The 24,136-nt window shown below is 61.6% G+C and carries 24 protein-coding genes; 12 read left to right on the forward strand and 12 right to left on the reverse strand.

The window, feature by feature from the left end; genetic code table 11:
* Positions 1–17 precede the first annotated feature (17 nt).
* Positions 18–1,547, reverse strand: a complete 1,530-nt coding sequence (locus tag JBE38_RS24600) for an MFS transporter (RefSeq protein ID WP_205345347.1) — start codon at positions 1,545–1,547, stop codon at positions 18–20.
* 149 nt (positions 1,548–1,696) lie between these two features.
* Here JBE38_RS24600 and JBE38_RS24605 point away from each other — a divergent pair, with 149 nt between their 5' ends.
* On the forward strand, positions 1,697–2,593 hold the full coding sequence (locus JBE38_RS24605; protein ID WP_205345348.1) for a LysR family transcriptional regulator: 897 nt from the start codon (positions 1,697–1,699) through the stop codon (positions 2,591–2,593).
* Here the strand turns inward: JBE38_RS24605 and dhaL are convergent.
* The 7 genes from dhaL to JBE38_RS24640 all read right to left on the reverse strand — a co-directional run bounded on the left by dhaL (position 2,550) and on the right by JBE38_RS24640 (position 9,739).
* Positions 2,550–3,197: a dihydroxyacetone kinase subunit DhaL gene (dhaL, locus tag JBE38_RS24610; RefSeq protein WP_205345349.1), complete on the reverse strand. Its 648-nt coding sequence runs from the start codon at positions 3,195–3,197 to the stop codon at positions 2,550–2,552. The genes JBE38_RS24605 and dhaL overlap by 44 nt on opposite strands.
* A gap of 3 nt (positions 3,198–3,200) precedes the next feature.
* Positions 3,201–4,202: a dihydroxyacetone kinase subunit DhaK gene (locus JBE38_RS24615; RefSeq protein ID WP_205345350.1), complete on the reverse strand. Its 1,002-nt coding sequence runs from the start codon at positions 4,200–4,202 to the stop codon at positions 3,201–3,203.
* 76 nt (positions 4,203–4,278) lie between these two features.
* The gene (locus tag JBE38_RS24620; RefSeq protein ID WP_090370548.1) at positions 4,279–5,394 is read right to left on the reverse strand and encodes an MDR/zinc-dependent alcohol dehydrogenase-like family protein; all 1,116 of its coding nucleotides are present in this window, start codon (positions 5,392–5,394) and stop codon (positions 4,279–4,281) included.
* Positions 5,395–5,419: 25 nt separating this feature from the next.
* Positions 5,420–6,175 (reverse strand): SDR family oxidoreductase, encoded by a 756-nt coding sequence (locus JBE38_RS24625; RefSeq protein WP_090370549.1) that lies wholly within the window; start codon positions 6,173–6,175, stop codon positions 5,420–5,422.
* 60 nt (positions 6,176–6,235) lie between these two features.
* Complete coding sequence (locus JBE38_RS24630; RefSeq protein WP_090370551.1) at positions 6,236–7,243, reverse strand: substrate-binding domain-containing protein; 1,008 nt, start codon at positions 7,241–7,243, stop codon at positions 6,236–6,238.
* Between the two features lie 34 nt (positions 7,244–7,277).
* The gene (locus JBE38_RS24635) at positions 7,278–8,255 is read right to left on the reverse strand and encodes an ABC transporter permease (RefSeq protein WP_060752553.1); all 978 of its coding nucleotides are present in this window, start codon (positions 8,253–8,255) and stop codon (positions 7,278–7,280) included.
* Positions 8,252–9,739: a sugar ABC transporter ATP-binding protein gene (locus JBE38_RS24640; RefSeq protein ID WP_090370555.1), complete on the reverse strand. Its 1,488-nt coding sequence runs from the start codon at positions 9,737–9,739 to the stop codon at positions 8,252–8,254. The genes JBE38_RS24635 and JBE38_RS24640 overlap by 4 nt, the downstream gene beginning before the upstream one ends.
* Before the next feature lie 283 nt (positions 9,740–10,022).
* Here JBE38_RS24640 and rpiB point away from each other — a divergent pair, with 283 nt between their 5' ends.
* From rpiB to JBE38_RS24655, 3 genes are all read left to right on the forward strand, one after another.
* Entirely contained in the window at positions 10,023–10,484 is a 462-nt protein-coding gene (gene rpiB, locus JBE38_RS24645; RefSeq protein ID WP_060752555.1) for a ribose 5-phosphate isomerase B, read from the forward strand.
* 63 nt (positions 10,485–10,547) lie between these two features.
* Positions 10,548–11,528, forward strand: coding sequence for a sugar-binding transcriptional regulator (locus JBE38_RS24650; protein WP_060752556.1), 981 nt, complete (start codon positions 10,548–10,550; stop codon positions 11,526–11,528).
* A gap of 388 nt (positions 11,529–11,916) precedes the next feature.
* Positions 11,917–13,479 carry a TerC family protein gene (locus JBE38_RS24655; RefSeq protein WP_205345351.1) on the forward strand — a complete coding sequence of 521 codons (1,563 nt, stop codon included), beginning with the start codon at positions 11,917–11,919 and terminating at the stop codon, positions 13,477–13,479.
* On the opposite strand, the gene JBE38_RS24660 is transcribed toward JBE38_RS24655, so the two are convergent.
* Complete coding sequence (locus tag JBE38_RS24660; protein WP_205345352.1) at positions 13,469–13,801, reverse strand: thioredoxin family protein; 333 nt, start codon at positions 13,799–13,801, stop codon at positions 13,469–13,471. The genes JBE38_RS24655 and JBE38_RS24660 overlap by 11 nt on opposite strands.
* 85 nt (positions 13,802–13,886) lie before the next feature.
* A complete protein-coding gene (locus tag JBE38_RS24665; protein ID WP_060752558.1) occupies positions 13,887–14,135 on the reverse strand; it encodes a hypothetical protein in 249 nt (82 codons plus the stop codon).
* A 332-nt stretch (positions 14,136–14,467) separates the two neighbouring features.
* Between JBE38_RS24665 and JBE38_RS24670 the strand changes: the two genes are divergently transcribed.
* From JBE38_RS24670 to JBE38_RS24705, 8 genes are all read left to right on the forward strand, one after another.
* Entirely contained in the window at positions 14,468–15,316 is an 849-nt protein-coding gene (locus JBE38_RS24670; protein WP_060752559.1) for a transporter substrate-binding domain-containing protein, read from the forward strand.
* Between the two features lie 52 nt (positions 15,317–15,368).
* Positions 15,369–16,031 carry an amino acid ABC transporter permease gene (locus tag JBE38_RS24675; RefSeq protein WP_060752560.1) on the forward strand — a complete coding sequence of 221 codons (663 nt, stop codon included), beginning with the start codon at positions 15,369–15,371 and terminating at the stop codon, positions 16,029–16,031.
* Between the two features lie 11 nt (positions 16,032–16,042).
* Positions 16,043–16,705: an amino acid ABC transporter permease gene (locus JBE38_RS24680; RefSeq protein WP_060752561.1), complete on the forward strand. Its 663-nt coding sequence runs from the start codon at positions 16,043–16,045 to the stop codon at positions 16,703–16,705.
* The gene (locus JBE38_RS24685; RefSeq protein ID WP_205345353.1) at positions 16,702–17,484 is read left to right on the forward strand and encodes an amino acid ABC transporter ATP-binding protein; all 783 of its coding nucleotides are present in this window, start codon (positions 16,702–16,704) and stop codon (positions 17,482–17,484) included. The genes JBE38_RS24680 and JBE38_RS24685 overlap by 4 nt, the downstream gene beginning before the upstream one ends.
* 14 nt (positions 17,485–17,498) lie before the next feature.
* The gene (locus JBE38_RS24690; RefSeq protein WP_060752563.1) at positions 17,499–17,888 is read left to right on the forward strand and encodes a RidA family protein; all 390 of its coding nucleotides are present in this window, start codon (positions 17,499–17,501) and stop codon (positions 17,886–17,888) included.
* 148 nt (positions 17,889–18,036) lie between these two features.
* Entirely contained in the window at positions 18,037–18,801 is a 765-nt protein-coding gene (locus JBE38_RS24695; protein ID WP_060752564.1) for an IclR family transcriptional regulator, read from the forward strand.
* 9 nt (positions 18,802–18,810) lie between these two features.
* The gene (locus tag JBE38_RS24700) at positions 18,811–20,019 is read left to right on the forward strand and encodes an amino acid deaminase (RefSeq protein ID WP_205345354.1); all 1,209 of its coding nucleotides are present in this window, start codon (positions 18,811–18,813) and stop codon (positions 20,017–20,019) included.
* Positions 20,020–20,129: 110 nt separating this feature from the next.
* Entirely contained in the window at positions 20,130–21,035 is a 906-nt protein-coding gene (locus JBE38_RS24705; protein ID WP_205345355.1) for a sugar kinase, read from the forward strand.
* A gap of 136 nt (positions 21,036–21,171) precedes the next feature.
* On the opposite strand, the gene JBE38_RS24710 is transcribed toward JBE38_RS24705, so the two are convergent.
* Positions 21,172–21,447, reverse strand: a complete 276-nt coding sequence (locus JBE38_RS24710; RefSeq protein WP_060752567.1) for a peptidylprolyl isomerase — start codon at positions 21,445–21,447, stop codon at positions 21,172–21,174.
* A gap of 50 nt (positions 21,448–21,497) precedes the next feature.
* Complete coding sequence (locus JBE38_RS24715) at positions 21,498–24,035, reverse strand: PAS domain-containing protein (RefSeq protein ID WP_205345356.1); 2,538 nt, start codon at positions 24,033–24,035, stop codon at positions 21,498–21,500.
* Between the last annotated feature and the right edge of the window lie 101 nt (positions 24,036–24,136).

Consider the following 24,136-nt stretch of genomic DNA (forward strand, 5'->3'; position numbering starts at 1 on the left):
GTTGTGTGCTGTTGGAATCAGCGGGTCGGCAGTGGCGATGGGGTGGCTGCCGGAATGGGTTTGCTCATCAAGATCCCCACCACCACCGCCCCGAGCAACCCCAACAATCCGGCTACCCACAATACCCCGCCGAACCCACCCACAAACGCCTGTTGCGCCAGCGGTTGCACGCCCGCCCGTGCCGATGGCGGCAACAACCCCGTCGCCGCCGGCATATCCCCGGCCACGACGCGCGAGGCAATAGCCGCCACCTGGGCCTGCCACTGAGCGTCAAGACTCGCACTGAGCAACCGCTCGCTATGGCTGCTTAACAACGCCCCATAAACGCCGATGGCCAGCATGATCGCGCTGAAACGCATGGTGGTGCTCATGCCCGACGCCATTCCGGCGCGGTCGCGTGGCACGCAGGCCATGATGTTTTTCTGTGTATCGCCATTGAGCAGCCCCGCACCGGCGCCGGTGACGGCAATCGCCAGGGCGAAGGGCAGATAGCCGCCGACGTTCACGGCCCAGGCACTCAGCAAGTTGCCGCAGCCCACCAGGGTCAAGCCGGCGGCCATCATCGTCGCGGGTGCAAAGCGGCCAGCCAGGCGGGCGCCGATCCGGGGGCAGATGAGCATGGTCAAAGCAAACGGCAGCATGCCCAGCCCCGAGGCAATCGCGGAAAAGCCCAAGCCGTTTTGCAGGTAGAACGGCAGCAGCGTCATCATCACCTGGGCACAACCGGCGTAGGCAAACATTCCCAACAGCGCGCCGATAAAGCGCGGGTGGCGCAACAGTTGCAAATCCACCATTGGTCGTTGTTGTTGGCGCTCGACCCACACAAACACGCCCAGCAACAGCGCGCCACCGACCAGACGCGCGTAGGTCAACGGGTTGTCCCAGCCAATGCGATTGGCCTCGATCAAGCCCCAGATCAGGCACAGCAAGCTTGCGCTGAAGGCCAGGCTGCCCCATGGGTCGAGGCGTGCCGACTGGGTGTCGCGTGATTCAGGAATTGCGCGCAGCACCAGGCTCATCAGCATCAGGCCCACGGGCAGGTTGAGGTAGAAGATCCAGCGCCAGCCCAGATAGTGGGTAATCAGGCCGCCCAGGGTCGGCGCGGCGGTCATCGCCACGCCCATGCAGGCGCCCCAGAACGCCCAGGCTTTGGCACGCTCCACTTCATCGTGGAAGGTGTGGCCGATGGACGCCAGTGCCGAGGTCAACAGCAAGGCCGCGCCGACCCCTTTGACGGCCCGGGCGATATCGAGCAACAACGCGTTCGGCGCAGCACCACAGCCCAGGGACGCCAGGATGAAAATGCTCAATCCCCAGATCAGCGATTTCTTGCGGCCAAAGCGATCGGCAATGCTGCCGGCCGGCAGTAACAAGGCCGCGAAGGCGAGCATGTAGGCGCTGACCACCCATTCGATATCGGCAAAATTGGCGCCCAGGTCGCGGGCGATGCTTGGCAATGTCACCGCGACGATATTGGTATCCAGCACGATCAACGAACAGACACCGGAGGCGGTCAGCAGCGTCAGGCGTGGGCTGGCCGGGTTCATGGTTGAATTACCTTGCAGGCAATCCTGAAAAGACAATTGACGGGCATCGCGAGGGCTCTCTAGTGTTGAAGTGGTATGAGCTTATCCTTGGCTGTTAACGTCTTTGTTAGCCGCTGCGAAGCACTTCATTACCTTTGAGCTAATCCTCTATGGAACTGCGCCATTTCCGTTACTTTCTGGCCGTTGCCGGGCACCGCAACTTCAGCCGTGCGGCCGAGCAGTTAGGCATCGCGCCGCCGACCCTGAGCCGGCAGATCCAGAACATGGAAAATAGCCTGGGCACACGTTTGTTCATCCGCCGGCAGCGCGAGGTCAGCCTCACCGAAGCGGGCGCCGCCTTGCTGATTGAAGCCGAGGCCACGGTGCGGCAATTCGAGTTCGCCCAACGCAATGCCCAGCGCGCCGGCCGTGGGGAGATCGGGCATATCGAGTTGGGTTACGTGGCTTCGGCGCTGTACTGCGGTTTGCTGCAACGGCAAATGCAGGGGTTCAGCCAGGCGTTCCCCGACGTGAGCGTGAACGTGCGCGAGTGCGCGATGGCGACCTTGGCCAATGCGGTGGCGGATGGGCGCTATGACATCGGCTACATCCGCTCACCCATGACCTTGCCCGATGGCGTGGAGGCGGTACGCCTGGACAGTGAGGGCTTCGTGCTCGCGCTGCCGCAGAATTCCTGGCTGCTCGGGCTCAAAGCCATCGGCTGCGAACACTTGCAGAATGAGACGTTTATCCTGCCGGAACAGATCAGCGGCACCCTGCACGTGGCCGCACAAGGTGGCTATGCGCCGCGCCTGGGGCCGCAACCGGGAGGTTTGGTCGCGGTGGTGGCGCTGGTGTCATTGGGGCAGGGCGTGGCGGTGGTGCCGGCGTCCATGGTGGGGCATGTGAGTTTGCCGGGCGTGGTGTACCGCACGATTCAGGGATGCGAAGCGTCGTCATGGTTGTCGTTGATTCACCGGCGCTTTGAGCAAGCGCCGGCGGTGGTGCGCTACTTGGAGCACATCAAGCAATCAGTCGCGGTTGTACCGAGTCGGCCAGGCGCGTGAGGATCAGGCAGCACGACACCGCCCCTGCATCCAGCACCCCCAGGGAACGCTCGCCCAGGCGACGGGCGCGGCCGATTTTCGCCACCAGGTCCTTGGTCGAATCGCGGCCGCGTGACGCAGCGCTTTTCATCGCCTCCAACGCATCATGGAAGGACGCGCCGCCGGCATGCGCGCCCTCAAAGGCTTCGACCGCCGGGATCAGCGTATCCATCAAGCACTTGTCGCCCACGCCGGCTTCGGTAATGTCCTGCAGCGAGGTCAAGCCGCCGCGCAGCAAGTGGGCGAAGGTGGTGGCGTCGATGTCATCACAGCTGCGTACCTCGTCGGCCATGCCGATAAACAGGCTGCCGTACAACGGGCCCATGGAGCCGCCGATGCCTTCCATCAGGCTCAGGGTCAGTTCATCCAGGGCTTCGGCCAGCGTCAGTTGGCGGCCCTCGATTGTGCGCCCGCAATGGGCGAACCCTTTGGCCATGTTGATGCCGTGGTCGCCATCGCCGATGGCGCCGTCCACTTCGCTCAAGTATTCACGGTTGGCGACGATCACGCTGACCAGGTCGGCAACGATGGCGCTGCCGTCGTGGGTGGAAAAATGCTGGCTCATGGTTCACTCCGCCTGGGTCATGCCGATGGAACGGCAGGGATGATCGATCAGGGTTTTCAGCTCTGCGTCCAGGCCGAGCAGGGTCAAGGTCACGCCCATCATCTCGAGGGAGGTGAAGTAGTTTCCGACGTAGCAACGGTGAATCTTCAAGCCCTTGGCGCTGAGCTGGCGCTCCACTTCGGCGTAGAACACATACAGTTCCATCAGCGGCGTGGCCCCCAGGCCTGAAACCAATACCACCACGCTGTCGTCCTGGCTGAAATCGCGGTCGGCGAGGATTGGCGCGAGCATGCGTTCAGCCATCGCGGCTGCCGGTTCGATGGCGACCACTTCGATGCCCGGCTCGCCATGATGGCCGATGCCCAATTCCATCTGGCCATCGGGGATCTGGAAGTTCGGCTTGCCGACGGCGGCAATGGTGCAGGGGGTGAGGCCAATACCGATTGAGCGGCAATGATCGACGGTTTTTTGCGCAACCCGTATGACCCCGTCCAGGTCGTAATGCTGGGCTGCAGCGGCACCGCCGACCTTCCACATGAAAATTTCCCCAGCCACCCCTCGGCGCTTGGCGATATCGGCCTTTGGCGCGGAGGCCACGTCATCGTTGGCGACCACCGTGCGGATGCGCATGTCTTTGCTGGCCGCCATTTTCATCGCCAGCTTCACGTTTATATTGTCGCCGGCATAGTTGCCGTACAGCCAGGCCACGCCCGCGCCATGGTCGGCGGCGCGGAAGGCATCGAAAAAGCTTTTGGCGGTGGGTGACGAAAAAATTTCGCCGACGGCTACCGCGTCCACCAGGCCCGGGCCGACATAGCCGAGAAACGCCGGTTCATGGCCTGAACCGCCGCCGGTGACAATGCCTACGCGGCCCTGGCCGGAGGGCCTGGCTTTGGTGATGACCCGAGGGTTGGTCTCGTACTGGCGCAACTCGGGGTGCGCGACCAGGATGCCGCGCAGCATGTCCTCGACCACTTGGTCCGGATCGTTGATGACTCGATTCATAACGCGGGTTCCTGTGTTCTTGTTCTGTTGGACGACAACAATCCAGTGTGGAGCGGCTTGCTCCCAGGTGGTGCGCCTAAGGTTTGAGCACAACCTTGAGCGACTTGTCTCCACGCTCCATCACCGCAAACGCCTCCTTGAAATCCGCGAGTGCGAACGTATGGGTCACCACATCGCGCATGTCGATCTTGCGGTTACCAATAAAGTCGATGGCGCGCGGGTACATGTAAGGCCCCAGGTGGGAACCGAGGATATCGAGTTCCTTGCGGTCGCCGATGATCGACCAGTCGACCGTGGCCTCGTCGTTGAACACGCTGAACTCGACGAAGCGCCCCAGTTTGCGCAGCATTGCCAGGCCCTGGTTGACCGCTTTGTGGTGCCCGGTGGCCTCGATGTAAATATCGCAGCCGTAGCCATCGGTGATCTCGCGGATTTTGCCCATGACGTCGACTTCGGCCGGGTTCCAGACTTCGTCGGCGCCCAGGCGCAGGGCGAGGGCGGCGCGCTCGGGCTTCATGTCCAGCACGATGAGTCTTTTCGGATTGCGCAGGCGCACGGCGCCGATGATGCCCAGGCCCAGCGTGCCGGCGCCGGCGACCACCACAACGTCGTCGTGGTCGACATTGGCGCGCTCGGCGGCGTGCAGCGAACAGGCCAGCGGCTCGATCAAGATCGCTTCATCGGGGGCGATGGATTCCGGCACTTTGTGAATGATGCCCTCCTTGGTGAAGATCATGTACTGGGCCATCGCCCCCTGGACATTGTTCTGGAAGCCGTAGAGGTCATGCTTCTGGCACATCCAGTACTGGCCGTGGTTGCAGAAGCGGCAGCCCCAGCAGGGCACGATCTGCTCGGAGATCACCCGATCGCCGACCTGTACACCCCGCTTTTGCGCGCCCGGGCCAAGGGCGACTACACGGCAGACAAACTCATGCCCGGGAATCATCGGCGGTTTCACGTAGCGCGGTTGTTCGGCATCGCCCCAGAACGACGGCGCGCCGCGATAGGTCTTGATGTCGCCCATGCAGATACCGCACAGCTCGACTTTGGTGAGGATTTCATCGGGGCCCGGCGTCGGGACGTCGACGGTTTCCAGGCGATAGTCTTCCGGGCCGTGGCAGACCACGGCCTGCATGGTTTTCGGGATGACCGGGTGCAGTTGATCAGGTGTGCGTTCGGTAGCGGTGGACATGACAGAACCTCACGACAAAAAAGAATTACTGAATGCTGTAGCCGCCGTCGATCACCATGTTGGCGCCGGTAATCATCTGTGCGGCATCGCTGAGCAGGTACAGCGCCAGCCCGGCGATTTCTTCGGGCTGGGCAAAACGGCCCGCCGGGATCTGCAGTTTGGCTCGCTCACCCACTTCACCGGCCCAGGCTTTCTTGCCCAGGGCAGTCTCGACGATGGTCGGGGAGATGGCGTTGACGTTGATCTGCGGCGCCCATTCCATGGCCAATACCTTGGTCATGCCGACGATCGCGGCCTTGCTGGCGCAATAGGCAACGTGGCGGTCGAGGCCGATCACGGCAGCCTGGGAGGCGAGGTTGACGATACGCCCGGCGCCCTGGGCCAGCATGTGCCTGGCGCAGGCCTGGGCCACGAAAAAACTGGCTTTCAGGTTGATGTCCAGGGTGCTGTCCCAGGCGCTTTCGCTGACGTCGATGGCTTTGTCCAGCAGCGCGATGCCGGCGCTGTTGATCAAGTAGTCCAGGCGTTGGAAGTGTTCGAACACCTGGTCGATGGTGTGTTGCACCTGGCTGATCCGGCTGAGGTCGACGGCGATACCCAGATGTTCGGCACCCAGGCTTGCCGCGACATCCACGACCGCCGGATCACGGTCCAGCAGCGCCACGCGGGCGCCGCGTTCGGCCAGCAGGGTGGCGCAGGCCAGGCCGATCCCGGCGGCACCGCCGGTGATCACGGCGCAACGGCCGCTGAGGTCGAAGGCTTGGTTCCAGAATCCAGACATGCATGGCTCCTCTTGTGAGCGCTGTGACGATCCAATGTGGGCGGTGTTTCAGGCCAATAGCTATTTGCCGCCGCTGACTTGTTTGTACAGGGCGTCGGCGTTGGCGTCGGTCACCGGCACCCACGGCAGGATGTAGTTCTTGGCCGTGCCCTCAGCCCATTTCAGCTCTTTGGCATAGCGCTCCCAGATCACCGACTGGGGTTTGTAGTCCTTGCCGGCCAAGGCGCGCAGCGCTACATCCAGCGCACCTTGGGACTGGGCCTGGGCGTCCTGGAGGAAGGTGGTGACTTCGCCTTTCTTCGCCGCCTGGATCGCATCGGGCATGCCGTCAATCGAGGTCACCGGCACGTCTTTGGCGGTCAAGCCGTGGGACTTCAGCGCCTGCACGGCGCCCAGGGCCATGTCATCGTTCTGCGCGATCACACCGTTGATGCCTTTGGGGTGGGCGTTCAACCAGTCTTCGGTCAGTGCGAGGGCTTGGGCGCGGTCCCAGTTGGCGGTTTTTTTCTCGATGATCTTGATCTCGGGGTGTTGACCGAGCACTTCCAGCTCGCCTTTTTCCCGGTCGATTTGCGCCGATTGGCCAATCGGGCCCTGGATGATCACCACGTTGCCTTTGCCGTTGAGCTTGTCGACCATGGCCTGGGCCTGCAGGCGACCACCCTCCACGTCGTCGTTACCCACATAAGGGACGGCGGCATCGGCGACTTTGGTATTGGACGCGATGACCACTACGTCGTTGCTCATGGCTTGCTTGACGGTGCCGACGCCGGCCTTGGTGTCGATCGGCACGAACAGGATGGCGTCGTAGTGCTGGGTCACCATGTTTTCGATCTGGTTGTTCTGGGTCAGGGCGTCGTAGTTGCCGTCGAAAATGGTCAACTGCACGGTGCCGTCCTTGACGGCCGGGTGTTCCTTCAGCTCGCGCACCCAATTCTGCATGAACTGGCCCTTGAGGCCGTAGACGGCCGCGCCGATCTTGTAGGACTTGCCTTCGGCGGCCAGGGTGATACTGCTGGCGAGCAGGGAGAGGGCCGCCACGGCGGCCAAGGTGGTACCAAGTTTCATGAGTAGAACTCCGGTTATTGTTGTGGGTCGTTCTTTAGGGTTTTTTCTTGCGCCACACGTCAATCAGTACTGCGAACACGATGATCAGGCCCTTGGCGACCTGCTGGTAATAGGAGGACACGCCGAGCAGGTTCAACCCGTTGTTGATCACGCCGATCAACAACGCACCAAACAGCGTGCCGACAATGCTGCCGGTGCCGCCCGACAGGCTGGTGCCGCCGATCACCACCGCGGCAATCGCGTCCAGCTCATAGGACACCCCGGCCTGGGGCAGGGCGGATGTGGTGCGGGCCGACAGCACCACGCCGGCCAGCCCGGCGAGCAGGCCCGAAACCACGTACACCGAAAACATCACTTTGCGTACGCCAATGCCGGAAGTGCGTGCGCTCTTTTCGTTGCCGCCTACCGCATACACATAACGGCCGTAGGTGGTGTAGCGCAGCACCATCCAGAAGATCAGCGCGACCACGGCAAAGATGATGATCGGCACGCCAATCGGGCCGATCTTGCCGATACCCAGCGCCAGGTAAGCGTCGGGCAGGTCGGTGATCGGGCTGCCGTCGTTGAGGATGAACGTCATGCCTCGTGCCACGCTGAGCATGCCCAAGGTCGCCACGAAGGGCGGGATCGACAGGTTGGCGACCATGAAGCCGTTCACCACGCCGAGCATCGCCCCGGCAAACATCCCCGCGCTCACGGCGGCCAGCAGGCCGTAGCCCTGAGTGGCAACCATGGCGCTGCACAGCCCGGCGAAGGCCAGGATCGAGCCCACCGACAGGTCGATGCCCTTGGTCAGGATCACGTAGGTCATGCCTACGGCCAGGATGCCGTTGATGGAGGTCTGGCGCAGGATGTCCATCCAGTTGCGCCAGGTCATGAAGTATTCGCTGGAAAATGCCATAACCCCGCACAGCAGGATAAACACCAGCGGCAGGCCGAAGCGGTCGATGGAGAGGCGCAGGCGATTGCGCGGCGCGGCGGTAATCGGAGCAGCAAGGATTTTGGCATTCATGAGGCAAGACTCAACAAGGCTTCCTGGGAAAGGGCGGTGTCAGTGCTGATGGTCACCAGCCTGCCGCCTTTGAATACGGCGATGCGATCACTCAGGTGCAGCAACTCAGGGGCTTCCGACGACACCACGATGGCCGCGCCGCCGGCCCTCACGAACTGATCGAGCAGGTGGTAGATCTCCTGTTTGGCGCCTTCGTCGATACCGCGGGTCGGTTCATCGCACAGCAGGCACACCGGCTCGGTGGACAGGCATTTGGCGAGCACGACTTTCTGTTGGTTACCGCCGCTCATGGAGGCCACCGGCAGGTCCAGTGACGTGGTCTTGATCTGCAGGCGCTTGACCATGTCGCGGGCCAGTTGGGTTTCCTTGCGCGCATTGATCAACGACCAGTTCGACAAGCGCTTGTAGGCCGACAGGGCAATGTTGGAAAGAATGCTGCCGGTCAGCACCAGGCCGCTGTCTTTACGGTCTTCGGTAACCAGGGATACGCCGGCATTGATCGTGGCCTTGGGCAGGCCGATCGGCATGGGCTTGCCGTGCAGGGTGACGCTGCCGGAATCCGGTGTGGTCAGGCCATAGATGCAGTTGAGGAATTCACTGCGCCCCGACCCCATCAGGCCATAGATGCCGAGGATTTCCCCCTGGCGCAGTTGCAGGCTGATGTCGTGGAATTCGCCGGCGCGACTCAGGTTGTCCACTTGCAGGCAGGTACTGGCGGCGCATTCGCGGCCGACCTTGTGGTCGATGCGCGTCAGTTCCTGGCCGACGATGCCACGCACCAGGTGGTTGCGATCGATATCCGCCATGCGCCCGCTTTCCACAAAGGCGCCATCGCGAAAGATGCTGTAGTCGTCGGCGATCTGCGCCAGCTCGCTCAGGCGGTGCGACACATACACGATACCGGCGCCCCGGGCGGTGAGGCGGCGGATCGCCTTGAACAGGGTTTCAGCCTCGCGCTCGCCGATGGCCGAGGTGGGTTCGTCCATGATCATCACCTGACAGTCATGGCTGAATGCCTTGGCGATTTCCACCAGTTGGATCTGCGCCACGCTCAGGCGGTGCATGGGTTGGGTCGCGTCGACGTCGAACTCCAGGCTTTCAAGCAGCTCGCGGGTGCGACGGTTGAGGGTCTTGCTGTCGACGATACAGCCGGCGCGGCGCGGTTCGCGGCCCAACCAGATATTTTCGGCGACGGTCATGTAGGGGATGGGCTCCAGCTCCTGGGTGATCATCGCGATCCCCGCCGCCAAGGCTTCGCCTGGACGGTTGAACTGCACCGGTGCGCCGTTGAGCAGAATGGTCCCGGCGTCACGTTGGGTGATGCCCATCAGGATACTCAGGAACGTCGATTTGCCTGCGCCATTGCCACCGCACAGGGCGTGGACGCTGCCGGCCCGCAGCGAGAGGCGCCCATCACGCAGGGCAGGCACCCCGGCATAAGCCTTGGCGACGTGTTCAGCCTGGAGCAGTAATGGCGTAGCCATCGGCGTGTCCTCGTGCTGTGAATTCTTATTAGGTCGCACAGTCATGTTTTGCTGTGATCATATGTGTATCAAATGAAATTCTGATCAGTCAATCTCTTTCATTGAAAAGCCATGATTCTGGTCGTGAGTGGCAATATCGCCTTTTTAGACCGCTTTGACTGCCGGGTCAGTTAGAACTTGCTTGACAGGAAGGGGTGAATGCAAGCGAAATGACTGAGAGAAATTTCATTGAGTGATCATATGATCAGTCGCAATCATAAACACGGCAGCGGAGTCAGACGCCATGAACACACCTTTCCCGGTGGCTATCGGATGCGATGAAGCGGGTTTTGAGCTCAAGGAGCTGTTGAAGCGTCATATCGAGGCGCTGGGTTATCCGGTCACCGACTTCGGCACTCATTCCACCGCGCCGGTGCTGTATCCGGATATCGCCCTGGCCGTGGCCAACGCCATTAATGCCGGTGAGCAACGCCTGGGTGTGCTGGTGTGCGGCACCGGTATCGGCATGGCCATTTCCGCGAACAAGGTATTGGGCATTCGTGCAGCCCAGGCTCACGATACCTACTCGGCGGAGCGTGCCCGCAAGAGCAACGATGCGCAGATACTGTCCATCGGTGCGCGAGTGATCGGTGCGGAATTGGCCAAAAGCATCGTCAAGGCATTTCTGGAGTCGGAGTTCGAAGCGACGCGTTCCGGGGCCAAGGTCGAGCGCATCAATGCGATTGAGCGCGATGGGCATCAGTAGTGGACTAAACGGGGCAAGAGTCGGGAGAATGCGCCTTTGACGCCGAAACGGAAGCCCGTCCCCATGAGTGACAGTACCCAGCGCATTGCCAGCGATATCGATCAGATGACCGAAGTGGCGATGCTCTATTACCTTGAGAACGTCACTCAGGAGGCCATCGCCAAGCGCTTCGACCTGTCGCGGGCCAAGGTCAGCCGCCTGCTCAAGCGTGCGCGGGATGAAGGCATCGTCGAGGTGCGCGTCTTGCAGCATCCGGCGATGAACAACGAACTGGAGCGGGCGTTGGTGGAGCGCTTCAAGTTGGATCGTGCGTTGATCGCGGTCGACCATAGCGACCCCGACACCCAGCGCTCGGCAGTCGCCAGCCTGGTGGCCAACTACCTGAACAAAACGTTGAGCGATGGCATGATCGTCGCCGTAGGCATGGGGCGCAATGTCGGCGCAGTGGCCGATAATGTCTTTCTGCCGGTGACGCGCAACTGCACATTTGTGTGTGCTATCGGTGGTTCGCTCAAGGCCGGCGAATACATGAACCCTGACCATATCTGCCGGCGCCTGGCGCTGCGCTTTGGTGGCGAAAGCGAAAGTCTGTATGCCCCTGCCTTAGTGGCCAACCCGGAATTGCGGGGCGTACTGATCAACAACGACACCGTGCGTTCCACACTCGACCGCGCCCGGCGCGCTGACATTGCGTTGATCGGCATTGGCGATATGAGCGAAAACAGCAATATGGTGCGCATGGGCTGGTTCTCGCCCCAGGAGATTGCCCAGGCGCGGTTGTCCGGTACGGTCGGGGACATGATGGGCTATGACTTCATCGACATTCATGGCCAGCCGGCGGTCAACGCCATTCAAGGGCGGGTGATCGGCTTGACGGTACAGGAGCTGGTCCGCATTCCGGATGTGGTGGCGATTGCCAGCGAAAACACCAAGGCGGCGGCGACGCTGGGTGCGTTGCGCTCGGGGGTGATCAACACGCTGGCAACGACGGTCACCAACGCTCACACCATCCTGGCGCTGGATGATGCCACCCGTAAAGGCTGACTCAGCCGAGATCGGAATGAGGGTGGGGCGGTGCGACGATTCGGCTGGTCCCCGATGGAGGCGGATCAGTCGGTAGATAGGTTGACTGACAGGCTGTCATCGGGAGCAAGCCCCCTCCCACAGGGTGTGGGGCGGCGTTGAGGACAGGTTTTGTAATAGTTTTGCGTTGTAGGAAATTTGTGTTCAGGCTGTACGATTCAAGTCCTTTTATGATTTCAGGACCTGCATGAACACCCTCTCGGAGCCCCCCAGTCGTCTTTCCCCAAGACCACCATTGCCGCTGTTCCAGCTGAAACCCTGCCGTATTCCGCCTGCTAACCTTGCCCCGGTCCATCGACCGCACATTGCCGTGCCCGGCATTCTGAAAAATTCTAAAGAGGTTCTATAAATGGAGTGGTTAGCGGACCCCACGGCCTGGCTCGGCCTGTTGACGTTGATTGTGCTGGAACTGGTGCTGGGTATCGACAACCTGGTGTTTATCGCGATCCTGGCCGACAAGTTGCCACCGGAGCAGCGCGACCGTGCGCGGTTGATCGGCTTGTCCCTGGCGTTGCTGATGCGCCTGGGCCTGCTGGCAAGTATTTCCTGGTTGGTGACCCTCACTCAACCGCTGTTCGAGGTGTTCGGCAAGAGCTTCTCCGGCCGTGACCTGATCATGCTGTTGGGCGGTGTGTTCCTGTTGTTCAAGGCCACCATGGAACTGCACGAGCGGCTGGAAGGTCATGTGGCCCAGCGCTCGGGCAATGTCGCCTATGCGATGTTCTGGCCGATCGTGGCGCAGATCGTGGTGCTCGACGCGGTGTTCTCCCTGGATGCGGTGATTACCGCTGTGGGTATGGTCGACGAGTTGGCCGTGATGATGATTGCGGTGATCGTATCCATCGGCCTGATGATTGTGGCGAGCAAGCCGCTGACCCGTTTCGTCAACGCGCACCCGACGGTGATCATGTTGTGCCTGGGCTTTTTGATGATGATTGGTTTTGCCCTGACCGCCGAAGGCTTGGGCTTCCATATTCCGAAGGGCTATCTGTATGCGGCGATCGGTTTCTCGATCCTGATCGAACTGTTCAACCAGATTGCCCGTGCCCGTCGCAAGAAGTCGGCGCAAGGTACGCTGCCGGTTCGCCAGCGTACCGCGCATGCGGTCATGCGCTTGTTGGGTGGCCGCAGCCTGGCGGTGGAAGGCATGGATGACGACGTGGCTGACTTGCTGGGCGAGCCCGACGCCAGCCAGGGGCCGTTATTTGATCGGCGCGAGCGCGTGATGATCAGCGGTGTGCTGCAACTGGCCGAGCGGCCGATCCGCACGTTGATGACGCCCAGGGCCAAGGTCGACTGTATCGATCTGGCGGACGATCCCGAGACGATTCGCCTGAAGCTGATGCATTCGTCCTACTCGCGTTTGCCGTTGATCCGCAACGGTGCGGTGGATGAACCGCTGGGCTTTGTGCACAAAAAGGAGCTGCTCAAGGAGTACCTGGCCGGTCACGAGTCTGACCTTGAGCGCCTGGCGCGCCGTGCGATCAACCTGCTGGAGAGTTTTTCGATCCTCAACGCCCTGGAGCAGATGCGCCAGGAATCCACCCACATTGCCTTCGTGATCAACGAGTTCGGCGATTTCATGGGCGTGTTGAGCATGACCGACATTCTGGAGTCCATTGCCGGTGAATTGCCCGATGCCAGCGAAATCGAGGGGCCGGATATCGTCGAGGAAGGCAACGGCTTCCGCGCCAACGGCGCATTGACCCTGAGCCAGGTCAGTCAGCGCACCGGCTTCAATGCCGTAGCCACCGAGGATTACCAAACCCTGGCCGGCCTGGTGATGAGCCTGCTCGACCGCCTGCCGGTGGTGGGCGACAGCCTGGAACATGCAGGCTGGCGCCTGGCGGTGGCGGCGGTGGAGGAGCGGCGGGTGACCCAGGTTCACCTGGCACCCCTGCCTAGCCCGTAACCGGTCGCCGGGTGTGCGCTTCGAAAGCACTTTCGAGCGCTTGCTCACTCAGCCCGGGAATGCTTTGGACCAGGGTTTGGTCGCGGTAGATCAGCAGCATCGGGATACGATCGACCTGGGGATGGCGCGGCGTGTTGGCGCAATCAAGGATCAAGAGTTTGATTTGATCCTTGTAGGGTTCGCTGATGCGCATGAACCCTGGCATTGTCTCACGGCACGCCGCACAGCGATCTGAGATGAACACCACGAATACTGGCTTCGGTGTATCAAGCGCACGTTCAAACGCGGCCTTGTCTTCAATCACAGCGTTGACATAGTTCATCCGTATCTCTCCCGTTGGCACCTTGGCTTACGCTAAGGCCGGGCGAGATACGGGTCTACTGTCAACCTTCACAGGTACCTGCACCTCACGCGTCGCGATCGCGCTCCAGTCGCTCGCGTTCCTTGCGCGCCTGGCTCGCACATTTGCGATATTCCTCATTGTCCCGAGAGGCCTTGGCCTTGCGATAGCCGTGATGGTTCTGGCTGGTGTAGTTGGTGTCGAAGGCTTCCTTGAGTTTTTGCAGTTCTTGCGTGCATTCGTGGCGGTCGCTGGCGGCTGAAACGCTGCCGGCGGCCAGAAAGCTGAGCAGAACCAGAATAAGGCTGAGCTTCATCAGTGAGGTCCTTGTGGGGCGGCAATCTGCCAAGGCTAGTCCAGCGCAGGCGTTTTTGCACCGGTGTAGGCGCACTCGAAAGGGGCGCAGTAACACGCTTGTGACGCACTTTGCTGGAGCAATCACTGGGTGGTGGGGCATTGGGTAGCAAGGTGACCCTGGATGCTGGCGCAACGCCTTGTATGGTTATTTGAATTAGCACGCTGATTTATAACGACTTTATCCCGCTCATATTTTTCTGCTGGCGCCTGTGGCACACTTTCTGCTGTCTATTCCGTTGTTACAAACCAAGTTCCGGTATAGCGGAATACACAATCCCTGGAGTGCTTGTCATGCATCACCGACCTTCCGTGTTTAAAGCGTGTGTTTTTCTCTTCGCCGCATCGGCTTCCCTCGCAAGCCTGGTGCAGGCGGCGGACAGCAAGCTCGATGATGTGCTCAAGCGTGGGCATCTGATCGTGGGTACAGGCAGTACCAATGCGCCGTGGCACTTCCAGGGAGCGGATGGCAAGTTGCAGGGGTTTGATATCGACATCGGCCGCATCGTGGCCAAGGGATTGTTCAACGACCCGAGCAAGGTGGAGTTTGTGGTGCAGTCCTCCGACGCCCGTATTCCCAACCTGCTGACCGACAAGGTCGACATGAGTTGCCAGTTCATCACCGTTACCGCCAGCCGAGCGCAGCAGGTTGCCTTTACCTTGCCGTACTACCGCGAAGGGGTGGGCCTGCTGTTGCCGAACAACAGCAAGTACAAAGAGATCGAAGACCTGCAGGCCGCCGGCGACGGCGTCACCGTAGCCGTGCTGCAAAACGTGTATGCCGAAGAGTTGGTGCACCAGGCACTGCCCAAGGCCAAGGTCGATCAGTACGACAGCGTCGACCTGATGTACCAGGCCGTGAATTCCGGTCGCGCCGATGCCGCCGCCACCGACCAGTCTTCGGTCAAGTACCTGATGGTGCAAAACCCCGGTCGCTATCGCAGCCCGGCCTATGCCTGGAGCCCGCAAACCTATGCGTGCGCCGTCAAGCGTGGCGACCAGGACTGGCTGAACTTCGTCAACACCGCGCTGCATGAAGCCATGACCGGCGTGGAGTTCCCGACCTACAAAGCCTCGTTCAAGCAATGGTTCGGCGTAGATCTGCCGGAGCCTGCGATTGGTTTCCCGGTTGAATTCAAGTGATGTGTAAACCGCGGGCGCCGCACATGGCGCCCCGTTTCAGGTACTGCCGACCATGAACTATCAGTTGAACTTTGCCGCCGTGTGGCGCGACTTCCCCAGCTTGCTGGCAGGGCTTGGCCTCGGCCTTGAGCTGGCGTTGCTGTCGATCGCCATCGGCTGCGTGATCGGCCTGATGATGGCGTTTGCCATGCTGTCCAGGCACCGTGCGTTGCGCCTCTTCGCCTCGGTGTATGTGACGGTGATCCGCAACACGCCGATCCTCGTGCTGATCCTGTTGATCTATTTTGCATTGCCCAGCCTGGGCATCCGTCTGGACAAGATCCCGTCGTTCATCATCACCTTGTCGTTGTACGCCGGTGCCTACCTGACCGAAGTGTTCCGCGCCGGGCTGTTGAACATTCCCAAGGGTTTGCGTGAAGCCGGCCTGGCCATCGGCTTGGGTGAGTGGCGCATCCGTGCCTACATCACGGTGCCGGTGATGCTGCGCAACGTGCTGCCGGCGCTGTCGAACAATTTCATTTCGCTGTTCAAGGACACCTCTCTGGCCGCCGCCATCGCGGTGCCCGAACTGACTTACTACGCCCGCAAGATCAACGTCGAGAGTTACCGGGTCATTGAAACCTGGCTGGTCACGACGGCGCTCTATGTGGCCGCCTGTTACCTGATTGCCATGCTGCTCCGTTACCTGGAACAGCGTCTGGCGATCCGTCGTTAAGGAGGGTTTCCATGTACGAATCTCCCAGCTGGTTGCACGAGTTGTGGGTCGCCCGGGACACCCTTTGGGCGGGGTTTGAAACCAGCGTGTATTGCTCGGCACTGGCGATTGTGTTCGGCACGCTGATCGGCATCGTCGCCGGGTTGATCCTGACGTACGGCAAGTTCTGGATGCGTGCACCGTTTCGTCTGTATGTCGACCTGATCCGCGGTACGCCGGTGTTCGTGCTGGTGCTGGCGTGTTTCTACATGCTGCCAGCCCTCGGCTGGCACATCAGCGCATTCCAGGCCGGCGCGGTCGGGCTGACGTTATTCTGTGGTTCCCACGTCTCGGAAATCGTGCGGGGCGCACTGCAAGCCATTCCGCGTGGGCAACTGGAGGCGGGCAAGGCCATCGGCCTGACGTTCTACCAGTCCCTGGGTTACGTGCTTTTGCCCCAGGCGCTGCGCCAGATCCTGCCGACCTGGGTCAATTCCTCCACGGAAATCGTCAAGGCCTCGACCTTGCTCTCGGTGATCGGCGTGGCCGAGTTGCTGCTCAGTACCCAGCAGGTGATCGCACGCACCTTCATGACCCTGGAGTTCTACCTGTTCGCGGGTTTTCTGTTCTTTGTCATCAACTACGCCATCGAGCTGTTCGGGCGTTACCTTGAAAAGCGGGTGGCCTTGCCATGAATCAACCTCAAACCCAGCAACCGCTGCTGAACATCAGCGGCCTGCGTAAACAATACGGTCAGGTGGAAGTGCTCAAGGGCGTCGACCTGTCCATGCAACGCGGTAACGTGGTGACGTTGATCGGCTCCAGCGGCTCGGGCAAGACCACGCTGTTGCGCTGCGTCAACCTGCTCGAAGAGTTCCAGGGCGGGCAGATCACCCTGGACGGCGAGTCCATCGGCTACAGCGAAGTCGCCGGCAAGCGTGTGCGCAACCCCGAGCGCGTGATCGCCCAGCACCGGGCGATGACCGGCATGGCGTTCCAGCAATTCAACCTGTTCCCGCACCTGACCGCGCTGCAGAACGTCACCCTTGGCCTGCTCAAGGTCAAGAAGATGAACAAGGATGAAGCCGTGGCCCTGGCCGAAAAATGGCTGGACCGCGTCGGCCTGCTGGAGCGGCGTAACCACTTCCCCGGGCAATTGTCGGGCGGCCAGCAACAGCGCGTGGCGATTGCCCGCGCCATTGCCATGAACCCCAGCCTGATGTTGTTCGATGAAGTCACCTCGGCCCTCGACCCGGAACTGGTCGGTGAGGTGCTCAGTGTGATCAAGGGCTTGGCGGAAGAGGGCATGACCATGCTGCTGGTCACCCACGAAATGCGCTTCGCCTATGAAGTGTCTGACAAGATCGTATTCATGAACCAGGGGCGCATTGAGGAACAAGGTTCGTCGAAGGACATCTTCGAACGCCCGCAATCGCCGCGCCTGGCTGAATTTTTGAAGAACATTCGTTTTTAATCAGGAGTTATTTTATGAGCATTACTCGTTACGGCACCGGCAGCACCGCCGGCGGCGGCCAGCCACGTCCTTTTGCGCGTGCGGTGGAAGCGGACGGTTGGCTCTACGTCTCGGGCCAGGTGCCGGCGGTTGACGGTGAAATCATCACCGGCGGCATCGTCGAGCAGACCCGGCAGACCCTGCGCAATGTGGTGGCGATCCTCGAAGAGGCCGGTTACGAACTCAAGGACGTGGTCCGCGTTGGCGTGTGGTTGGAAGACCCACGGGACTTCTGGAGTTTCAACAAGGTCTTCGGCGAATACTTCACCCCGGAACACGCTCCGGCGCGGGCCTGCGTACAGGCCAGCATGATGGTCGACTGCAAGGTCGAGATCGATTGCGTGGCCTACAAGAAAAAAGGCTAAATGCCCCCGACTCTAAATGATTGTTCCCGCGCTCTGCGTGGGAACGCCGCCTCGGACGCTCTGCGTTCGCTTCTGTGACGCAGAGCGTCACGGTATGCGTTCCCACGCGGAGCGTGGGAACGATCAATAACTCGGACCGATTACCGTTATGACCGAAGACACCATCAAACGCCGCGCCAAAGGCCTGGACCGTGCATTCGATATCCTCGATTTTCTCAAGGAAGTCGGCCAGCCCCTGCGCCCGAATGATATTGCCAACGGCATCGGCAGCCCCAAGTCCACGGTCTACGAATTGGTCGCCTCCTTGCTCGAGCGGCGCATCCTGGAAACCGTGGGCAAGGACGGCCATGTCTACCTGGGCCGCCAGCTGTATTTTCTCGGCCAGGCGCACCTGCGCCATTTCGACCTGACCCGCGAGGCTGACCATGCCTTGCAGGAAATCGTCAGCCAGACCCGCGAAACCGCGCAGATGTGCCTGCTCAACGGGCGCAAATACACCGTGGCGCTGATGCGCGAAGGCGAGCGGCATTTCCGCATTTCGTCGGACATCGGTGAAAACGCGCCGATCCCATGGACCGCGTCCGGGCGCCTGTTGCTGGGGCACTTGAGCGACCAGCAGATCATTGACTTGATCGACCCCGACGACTTTATCCTGCCGGACGGCCAGCGCTTGCCGCTGGAGACGTTCCTGGCGCAAATCCGTCAGGCCACCCTCGACGGGTTCTTTTCCTTCGACAGTGTGGCCGACACCTTTACCCATTGCTTTGCCGCCCCGGTCAGGGACGCGCAGGGCGTCAGCATCGCGACGCTGTGCATCGTCGCACCGCGTGCGGATGCCATCACCCATTACCACGACTATCGCCGGGTGCTGATCGAAAGCGCCAACAACCTGGCCCGTCGCATCAACGAATAGGAGCATGTCATGTCTGCCTTCAATGCTGTCGAAAAGGGCGCCGCCGCAGTGGGAGCCCACCTGGTCCGTGATGTCAGCCTGCCGGCGCTGGTGCTGCATCGCGACGCCCTGGCACACAACATCCGCTGGATGCAGGCGTTTGTCAGCAACAGCGGCGCCGAGCTCGCGCCCCATGGCAAAACCAGCATGATGCCTGCGCTGTTTCAGCGCCAGATCGCGGCAGGCGCTTGGGGCATCACCCTGGCCAACGCCGTGCAAACCCGTGCGGCCTATGCCGGTGGTGTGCGCCGTGTATTGATGGCCAACCAGTTGGTGGGCGCGCCGAACATGGCGCTGATCGCCGACCTGCTGGCCGATCAGGATTTCGACTTTCACTGCATGGTCGATCACCCGGACAATGTCGCCGACCTGGGCTTGTTCTTCGCCGCCCGTGGCCTGCGCCTGAACGTGATGATCGAGTACGGCGTGGTCGGGGGCCGTTGCGGTTGCCGCAGCGAGCAGCAAGTGCGTGACCTGGCCAAGGCGATCAAGGCGCAGCCGGCGCTCGCGCTGACCGGCATCGAAGGGTATGAAGGCGTGATCCACGGCGAGCATGCCGTCAGCGGCATTCGCGAGTTCGCCGCCAGCCTGGTGCGTTTGGCGGTGGAGCTGCAAGACAGCGGCGCTTTCGACCTGCCCAAGCCGATCATCACGGCGTCGGGTTCGGCCTGGTATGACCTGATCGCCGAGTCTTTTCAAACCCAGAACGCCGCCGGCCGTTTCCTCAGCGTATTACGCCCGGGCAGCTATGTGGCCCACGACCACGGCATCTACAAAGAAGCGCAGTGCTGCGTGCTCGACCGCCGCAGTGACCTCGACGAAGGCTTGCGCCCGGCCCTGGAAGTCTGGGCGCATGTGCAGTCGCTGCCTGAACCGGGCTTTGCGGTGATCGCGCTGGGCAAGCGCGATGTAGCCTACGACGCCGGTCTGCCGGTGCCGCTCAAACGCTACAAGGCCGGTATTGTGCCGGCGCAAGGTGATGATGTGAGCGCGTGCAAGGTCACAGCGGTGATGGACCAGCATGCGTTCATGACCGTGGCGCCGGGGGTCGAACTGCGCATCGGCGATATCCTTTCGTTCGGTACTTCGCACCCGTGCCTGACCTTCGACAAGTGGCAAGTCGGCTGCCTGGTCGATGAGCAGTTGCAGGTGATCGAGTCCCTGGAAACCTGCTTCTGAACCGAGTCGCTCCTTTCGCGAGCACGCCCGTCCCACCGTTGAAATGCATTCCAAATGTGGGAGCGGGCCTGCTCGCGATGAGGCCATCAGCCACACCCGAGACCATCGCTATGAGCACCCATCCGCACATCGCCCTGATCGGCGAATGCATGATCGAACTGCAACACCGCACCGACGGTAGCCTGCACCAGAGCTTCGGCGGTGACACCTTGAACACGGCGGTGTACCTGCGCCGTGAGCTGGGCGACAGCGGCAGTGTCGACTACGTCACCGCGCTGGGCGATGACAGTTTCAGCGATGCCATGTGTGCCCAGTGGACACAAGAAGGCGTGGGCCTGGGCATGGTCCAGCGCTTGCCTGGGCGCTTGCCGGGGTTGTACTGCATCCAGACCGACGCCAACGGCGAGCGCAAATTTCTCTATTGGCGCAACGAGGCCGCCGTGCGTGATTGTTTCACCACGCCTGCGGCCGAACCGATCCTCGCGGCCTTGCCGGGTTATGACGTGGTGTATTTCAGTGGCATCACCCTCGCGGTACTGGGTGAGGTCGGGCGTCAGCGCTTGCTGCAGGCCCTGATCGAGACCCGTCGACGCGGCGGCAAGGTGGTGTTCGACAACAACTACCGCCCCCGGCTGTGGGCCACTGTCGAGGCGGCGCGCGCGGCGTATCACCAGGTCATGGCCGAGGTGGATATCGCCTTGCTGACCGAGGATGACGAACGTGCATTGTTTGGCTATGCCGACAGTGAGCAGGTGTTCGCAGCGTATCCGAGGTTGGCCGAGGTGGTGCTCAAGCGTGGGGCGGATGCGTGTCTGATCCGTTGTGATGGCGAGCGTTTTGCGGTGCCGGCCTTGAAGGTGGAGAGGGTGGTGGACACCACGGCAGCGGGGGATTCGTTCAGTGCGGCGTATCTGGCTTGTCGGCTGAAGGGCGGCTCGCCTGGGCAGGCGGCTTTGGCTGGGCATCGATTGGCTAGCCGGGTGATCCAGATGCCAGGGGCATTGATTCCCAGGTGAATGGCCGCCTCTGGCGGATCGGGAGCAAGTCGAACCGTCGCACCGCCCCTCCCACAGTTGACCGCATTATATCCAGAGGATATGCGATCAACTGTGGGAGGGGGCTCGCTCCCGATAGCGGTTTGAAGTCAAACGCTCAGTCGCGGTAGAACACCTGTACCAGGTGGTACCCGAACTTGCTCTTGATCGGCCCGTGAACCACCTTCACCGGTTTCTTGAAGATCACCGCATCGATCGCCCCGACCATCTGCCCTGGCCGTACTTCGCCCAAGTCGCCGCCGCGCTTGCCCGAAGGGCAGGTGGAGTACTTTTTGGCCAACACATCAAACGCTTCGCCCTTGGCGATGCGTTGCTTGAGCTGTTCGGCTTCTTCACTGGTTTTCACCAGGATGTGACGGGCTAGGGCTTTCATCTTGTTACCTTGCAACGGTCAAACGTCAGGGCGCGCGATTATGCCTGAACTCAGGCGTCAACGCCGATCATGCTGCGGATTTTCGTGGCCAGCAACTCGATGGAAAAGGGTTTGGCGACCATGTCCATGCCGTCTTCCAGAAAGCCTTGGCGCTCGGCGGCTTTTTCAGCGTAGCCGGTCATGAACAAGACCCGCAGGCCCGGGCGGTGCTGGCGGGCGATTTCCGCCAGTTGCCGGCCGTTCAGGCCCGGCAGGCCGACATCGGTCACCAGCAGGTCGACACGCAGGTCCGACTCCAGCAACGGCAGCGCCGTGCGTGCATCGCCAGCCTGGTGTGCGGTGTAGCCCAGTTCACCGAGCACGTTGACCACCAGCATCCGCACGGCGGGGTCGTCCTCGACCACCACGACGGACTCACCGGCCAATGCCAGCGGGGCTTCGCTTAAGTTCGCGGGCTGGCGGCTCTCCAGTGCGGTGCCATGCAGGCGCGGCAGGTACAGGCGCACGCAGGTGCCCTGGCCCGGTTCGCTGTGAATGGTCACATGGCCGCCGGACTGCTGGGCAAAGCCGTAGATCATCGACAGCCCCAGGCCCGTACCCTGGCCGATGGGCTTGGTGGTGAAGAACGGGTCGAAGGCTTTGGCGAGGATTTTCGGCGCCATGCCGGTGCCGTTATCGCATACGCCGAGCATCACGTAATCGCCGGCCTTGACCGGTTCCAGGGTGGTGATATCAGTGCCGTCCAGGTAGCTGTTGGCGGTTTCGATCAGCAATTCACCGCCGTCGGGCATGGCGTCGCGCGCGTTGATCACCAGGTTGAGCAGGGCGTTTTCCAGTTGGCTGGCGTCGGTGTTGACCGGCCAGATGTCCTTGCCCAACTGCACCTTGAGCGTGATATGCGCGCCTTTGGTGCGGCGGAACAGATCTTCCAGGGAGGCCACCAACTGGTTGGGATCGATCGGACGACGGTCCAGCGACTGGCGCCGTGAAAACGCCAGCAGCCGGTGGGTGAGGGCGGCCGCGCGGTGGGCGGAGGACACCGCCGCGTCAGTGAAGCGGCCGATTTCGTCGCTGCGCCCGGCGGCGATATAACGCTGCATCAGGTCCAGGCTGCCAATGATGCCGGTGAGCATATTGTTGAAGTCGTGGGCGATGCCGCCGGTGAGCTGGCCCACCGCCTCCATCTTCTGCGCATGGCGCAGTGCGTCTTCGGCGCGCTCGCGCTCGAACATTTCGTTTTGCAGGCGCTGGTTGGCCTCGGCCAGCGCCTGGGTGCGCTGGGCCACGCGTTCTTCAAGGTTTTCGTTGAGGTGACGCAAGGCTTCTTCAGTGAGGATGCGTTCGGTCTCGTCGATCACAAAGATGTAGAAGCCGTTGACCGAACCGTCATTGCTGAAACGCGGCAGGTACTTCATCAAGGCGTGGCGCGCCCGGCCGTCGCGATGCGGGGTGATGGTCAGGAAACTGCAGGCCTTGCCCTTGAGGGCGGCGGCGATCTTGTCGGCGCGCCCGGCATACACCTCGTCGCCAAGCACTTCACGGATGCTCTTACCGTACAGCTCCTGGGGCGTCAGGCCGTACCAGTCGAGGTAGGCGCTGTTGTTCAGGCGAAAGCGCTCTTCGTGGTCGACGTAGCCGATCAGCACCGGCATGGCGTTGATGATCAGCTGCAATTCGGTCTGGCTTTGGCGCAGGGCCTGCTCGGTGTGCTTGCGTTCGGTCAGGTCCAGTGCGGCACCGAGGAAGCGTGCCGGGCGGCCCTGCGGGTCCTTGTAGCAGCGGCCGCGGGCAAACACCCAGCGCAACTGGCCGTCGGCTTGCAGCAAGCGGTACTCCTCGGCGTATTCGGTGCCGAAGGTGATGCAGTGCTTGATGCTGCGCGCCACCATGCCACGGTCTTCGGGGTGCACGCCTTGCAGGTACGCGCTGATCGGCAACAGGTCGGCGTCTTGCGGGTCGACGCCGTGCAGGTAGGCGAAATGGGCGTCGGCGATAAAACGGTCTTCGCTGATATCCCAATCCCAGGTGCCGACCGCGTCGGTCGCGGCCAAGGCCAGTTGCAGGCGTTGTTCGGTGTTGTGCTGGGCCTTGAGGCTGTCTTCGGAGCGTTGCTGCAGTTCGAGGGTTTTGCTGCGGCGTTCGTTGGTTTCAATCGCGGTGACCAGAATGCCGGCGACCGTGCCGTGCTCATTGCGTACCGGGCTGTAGGTCAGGTCGAGCCAGATCTCGGTGTCGCGGTGGTTACGCTGCAAGACGAAGCGCTGTTCGTTGAAGGTGCGTACCTGCCCGCCGAGGACCGCGTCATAGATCGGTGCAGCGAAACTCTCAAGCTCCGGCCAGGTTTCATGTGCCGGTCGGCCCAGGGCCTCGGGGTGCTTGTTGCCGGCGAGTCGGGCGAACCCATCATTGTAGAGCTGGGTCAGTTGGCTGCCCCACAACAGCAGCATCGGCATCGGTGAGTGGACGACGATATCGACGGCGGTGCGCAGGCTTTGCGGCCAGTTAGCCGCATCACCGAGAGGGCTTTGCGCCCAGTCCAGCCGCGCGATCAAGACTGCTGCTTCGCTGTCGGTGGATGTTCCATTCATGAAAAAAACCCTACGCTTGACGCTTTGAAATACGACAAAAGCCGATTATCCCGTGATAGGGGAACGGCTGACTACCCCACGAAAAATAGCATGCATTGGGC

It is taken from the genome of Pseudomonas sp. ICBG1301, from assembly GCF_016918385.1.
In the GTDB taxonomy this organism is placed as follows: domain Bacteria; phylum Pseudomonadota; class Gammaproteobacteria; order Pseudomonadales; family Pseudomonadaceae; genus Aquipseudomonas; species Aquipseudomonas palleroniana.

What these genes read in the sequence shown, in the direction of transcription:
- JBE38_RS24655 (WP_205345351.1), top strand. Translation starts at nt 11,917, where the DNA reads ATGGAGTGGTTAGCGGACCCCACGGCCTGGCTCGGCCTGTTGACGTTG.
- JBE38_RS24695 (WP_060752564.1), top strand. Translation starts at nt 18,037, where the DNA reads ATGACCGAAGACACCATCAAACGCCGCGCCAAAGGCCTGGACCGTGCA.
- JBE38_RS24670 (WP_060752559.1), top strand. Translation starts at nt 14,468, where the DNA reads ATGCATCACCGACCTTCCGTGTTTAAAGCGTGTGTTTTTCTCTTCGCC.
- JBE38_RS24650 (WP_060752556.1), top strand. Translation starts at nt 10,548, where the DNA reads ATGAGTGACAGTACCCAGCGCATTGCCAGCGATATCGATCAGATGACC.
- JBE38_RS24630 (WP_090370551.1), bottom strand. Translation starts at nt 7,243, where the DNA reads ATGAAACTTGGTACCACCTTGGCCGCCGTGGCGGCCCTCTCCCTGCTC.
- JBE38_RS24625 (WP_090370549.1), bottom strand. Translation starts at nt 6,175, where the DNA reads ATGTCTGGATTCTGGAACCAAGCCTTCGACCTCAGCGGCCGTTGCGCC.
- JBE38_RS24685 (WP_205345353.1), top strand. Translation starts at nt 16,702, where the DNA reads ATGAATCAACCTCAAACCCAGCAACCGCTGCTGAACATCAGCGGCCTG.
- JBE38_RS24615 (WP_205345350.1), bottom strand. Translation starts at nt 4,202, where the DNA reads ATGAATCGAGTCATCAACGATCCGGACCAAGTGGTCGAGGACATGCTG.
- JBE38_RS24705 (WP_205345355.1), top strand. Translation starts at nt 20,130, where the DNA reads ATGAGCACCCATCCGCACATCGCCCTGATCGGCGAATGCATGATCGAA.
- JBE38_RS24700 (WP_205345354.1), top strand. Translation starts at nt 18,811, where the DNA reads ATGTCTGCCTTCAATGCTGTCGAAAAGGGCGCCGCCGCAGTGGGAGCC.
- JBE38_RS24635 (WP_060752553.1), bottom strand. Translation starts at nt 8,255, where the DNA reads ATGAATGCCAAAATCCTTGCTGCTCCGATTACCGCCGCGCCGCGCAAT.
- JBE38_RS24665 (WP_060752558.1), bottom strand. Translation starts at nt 14,135, where the DNA reads ATGAAGCTCAGCCTTATTCTGGTTCTGCTCAGCTTTCTGGCCGCCGGC.
- rpiB (WP_060752555.1), top strand. Translation starts at nt 10,023, where the DNA reads ATGAACACACCTTTCCCGGTGGCTATCGGATGCGATGAAGCGGGTTTT.
- JBE38_RS24600 (WP_205345347.1), bottom strand. Translation starts at nt 1,547, where the DNA reads ATGAACCCGGCCAGCCCACGCCTGACGCTGCTGACCGCCTCCGGTGTC.
- JBE38_RS24710 (WP_060752567.1), bottom strand. Translation starts at nt 21,447, where the DNA reads ATGAAAGCCCTAGCCCGTCACATCCTGGTGAAAACCAGTGAAGAAGCC.
- JBE38_RS24660 (WP_205345352.1), bottom strand. Translation starts at nt 13,801, where the DNA reads ATGAACTATGTCAACGCTGTGATTGAAGACAAGGCCGCGTTTGAACGT.
- JBE38_RS24690 (WP_060752563.1), top strand. Translation starts at nt 17,499, where the DNA reads ATGAGCATTACTCGTTACGGCACCGGCAGCACCGCCGGCGGCGGCCAG.
- JBE38_RS24620 (WP_090370548.1), bottom strand. Translation starts at nt 5,394, where the DNA reads ATGTCCACCGCTACCGAACGCACACCTGATCAACTGCACCCGGTCATC.
- dhaL (WP_205345349.1), bottom strand. Translation starts at nt 3,197, where the DNA reads ATGAGCCAGCATTTTTCCACCCACGACGGCAGCGCCATCGTTGCCGAC.
- JBE38_RS24715 (WP_205345356.1), bottom strand. Translation starts at nt 24,035, where the DNA reads ATGAATGGAACATCCACCGACAGCGAAGCAGCAGTCTTGATCGCGCGG.
- JBE38_RS24680 (WP_060752561.1), top strand. Translation starts at nt 16,043, where the DNA reads ATGTACGAATCTCCCAGCTGGTTGCACGAGTTGTGGGTCGCCCGGGAC.
- JBE38_RS24640 (WP_090370555.1), bottom strand. Translation starts at nt 9,739, where the DNA reads ATGGCTACGCCATTACTGCTCCAGGCTGAACACGTCGCCAAGGCTTAT.
- JBE38_RS24605 (WP_205345348.1), top strand. Translation starts at nt 1,697, where the DNA reads ATGGAACTGCGCCATTTCCGTTACTTTCTGGCCGTTGCCGGGCACCGC.
- JBE38_RS24675 (WP_060752560.1), top strand. Translation starts at nt 15,369, where the DNA reads ATGAACTATCAGTTGAACTTTGCCGCCGTGTGGCGCGACTTCCCCAGC.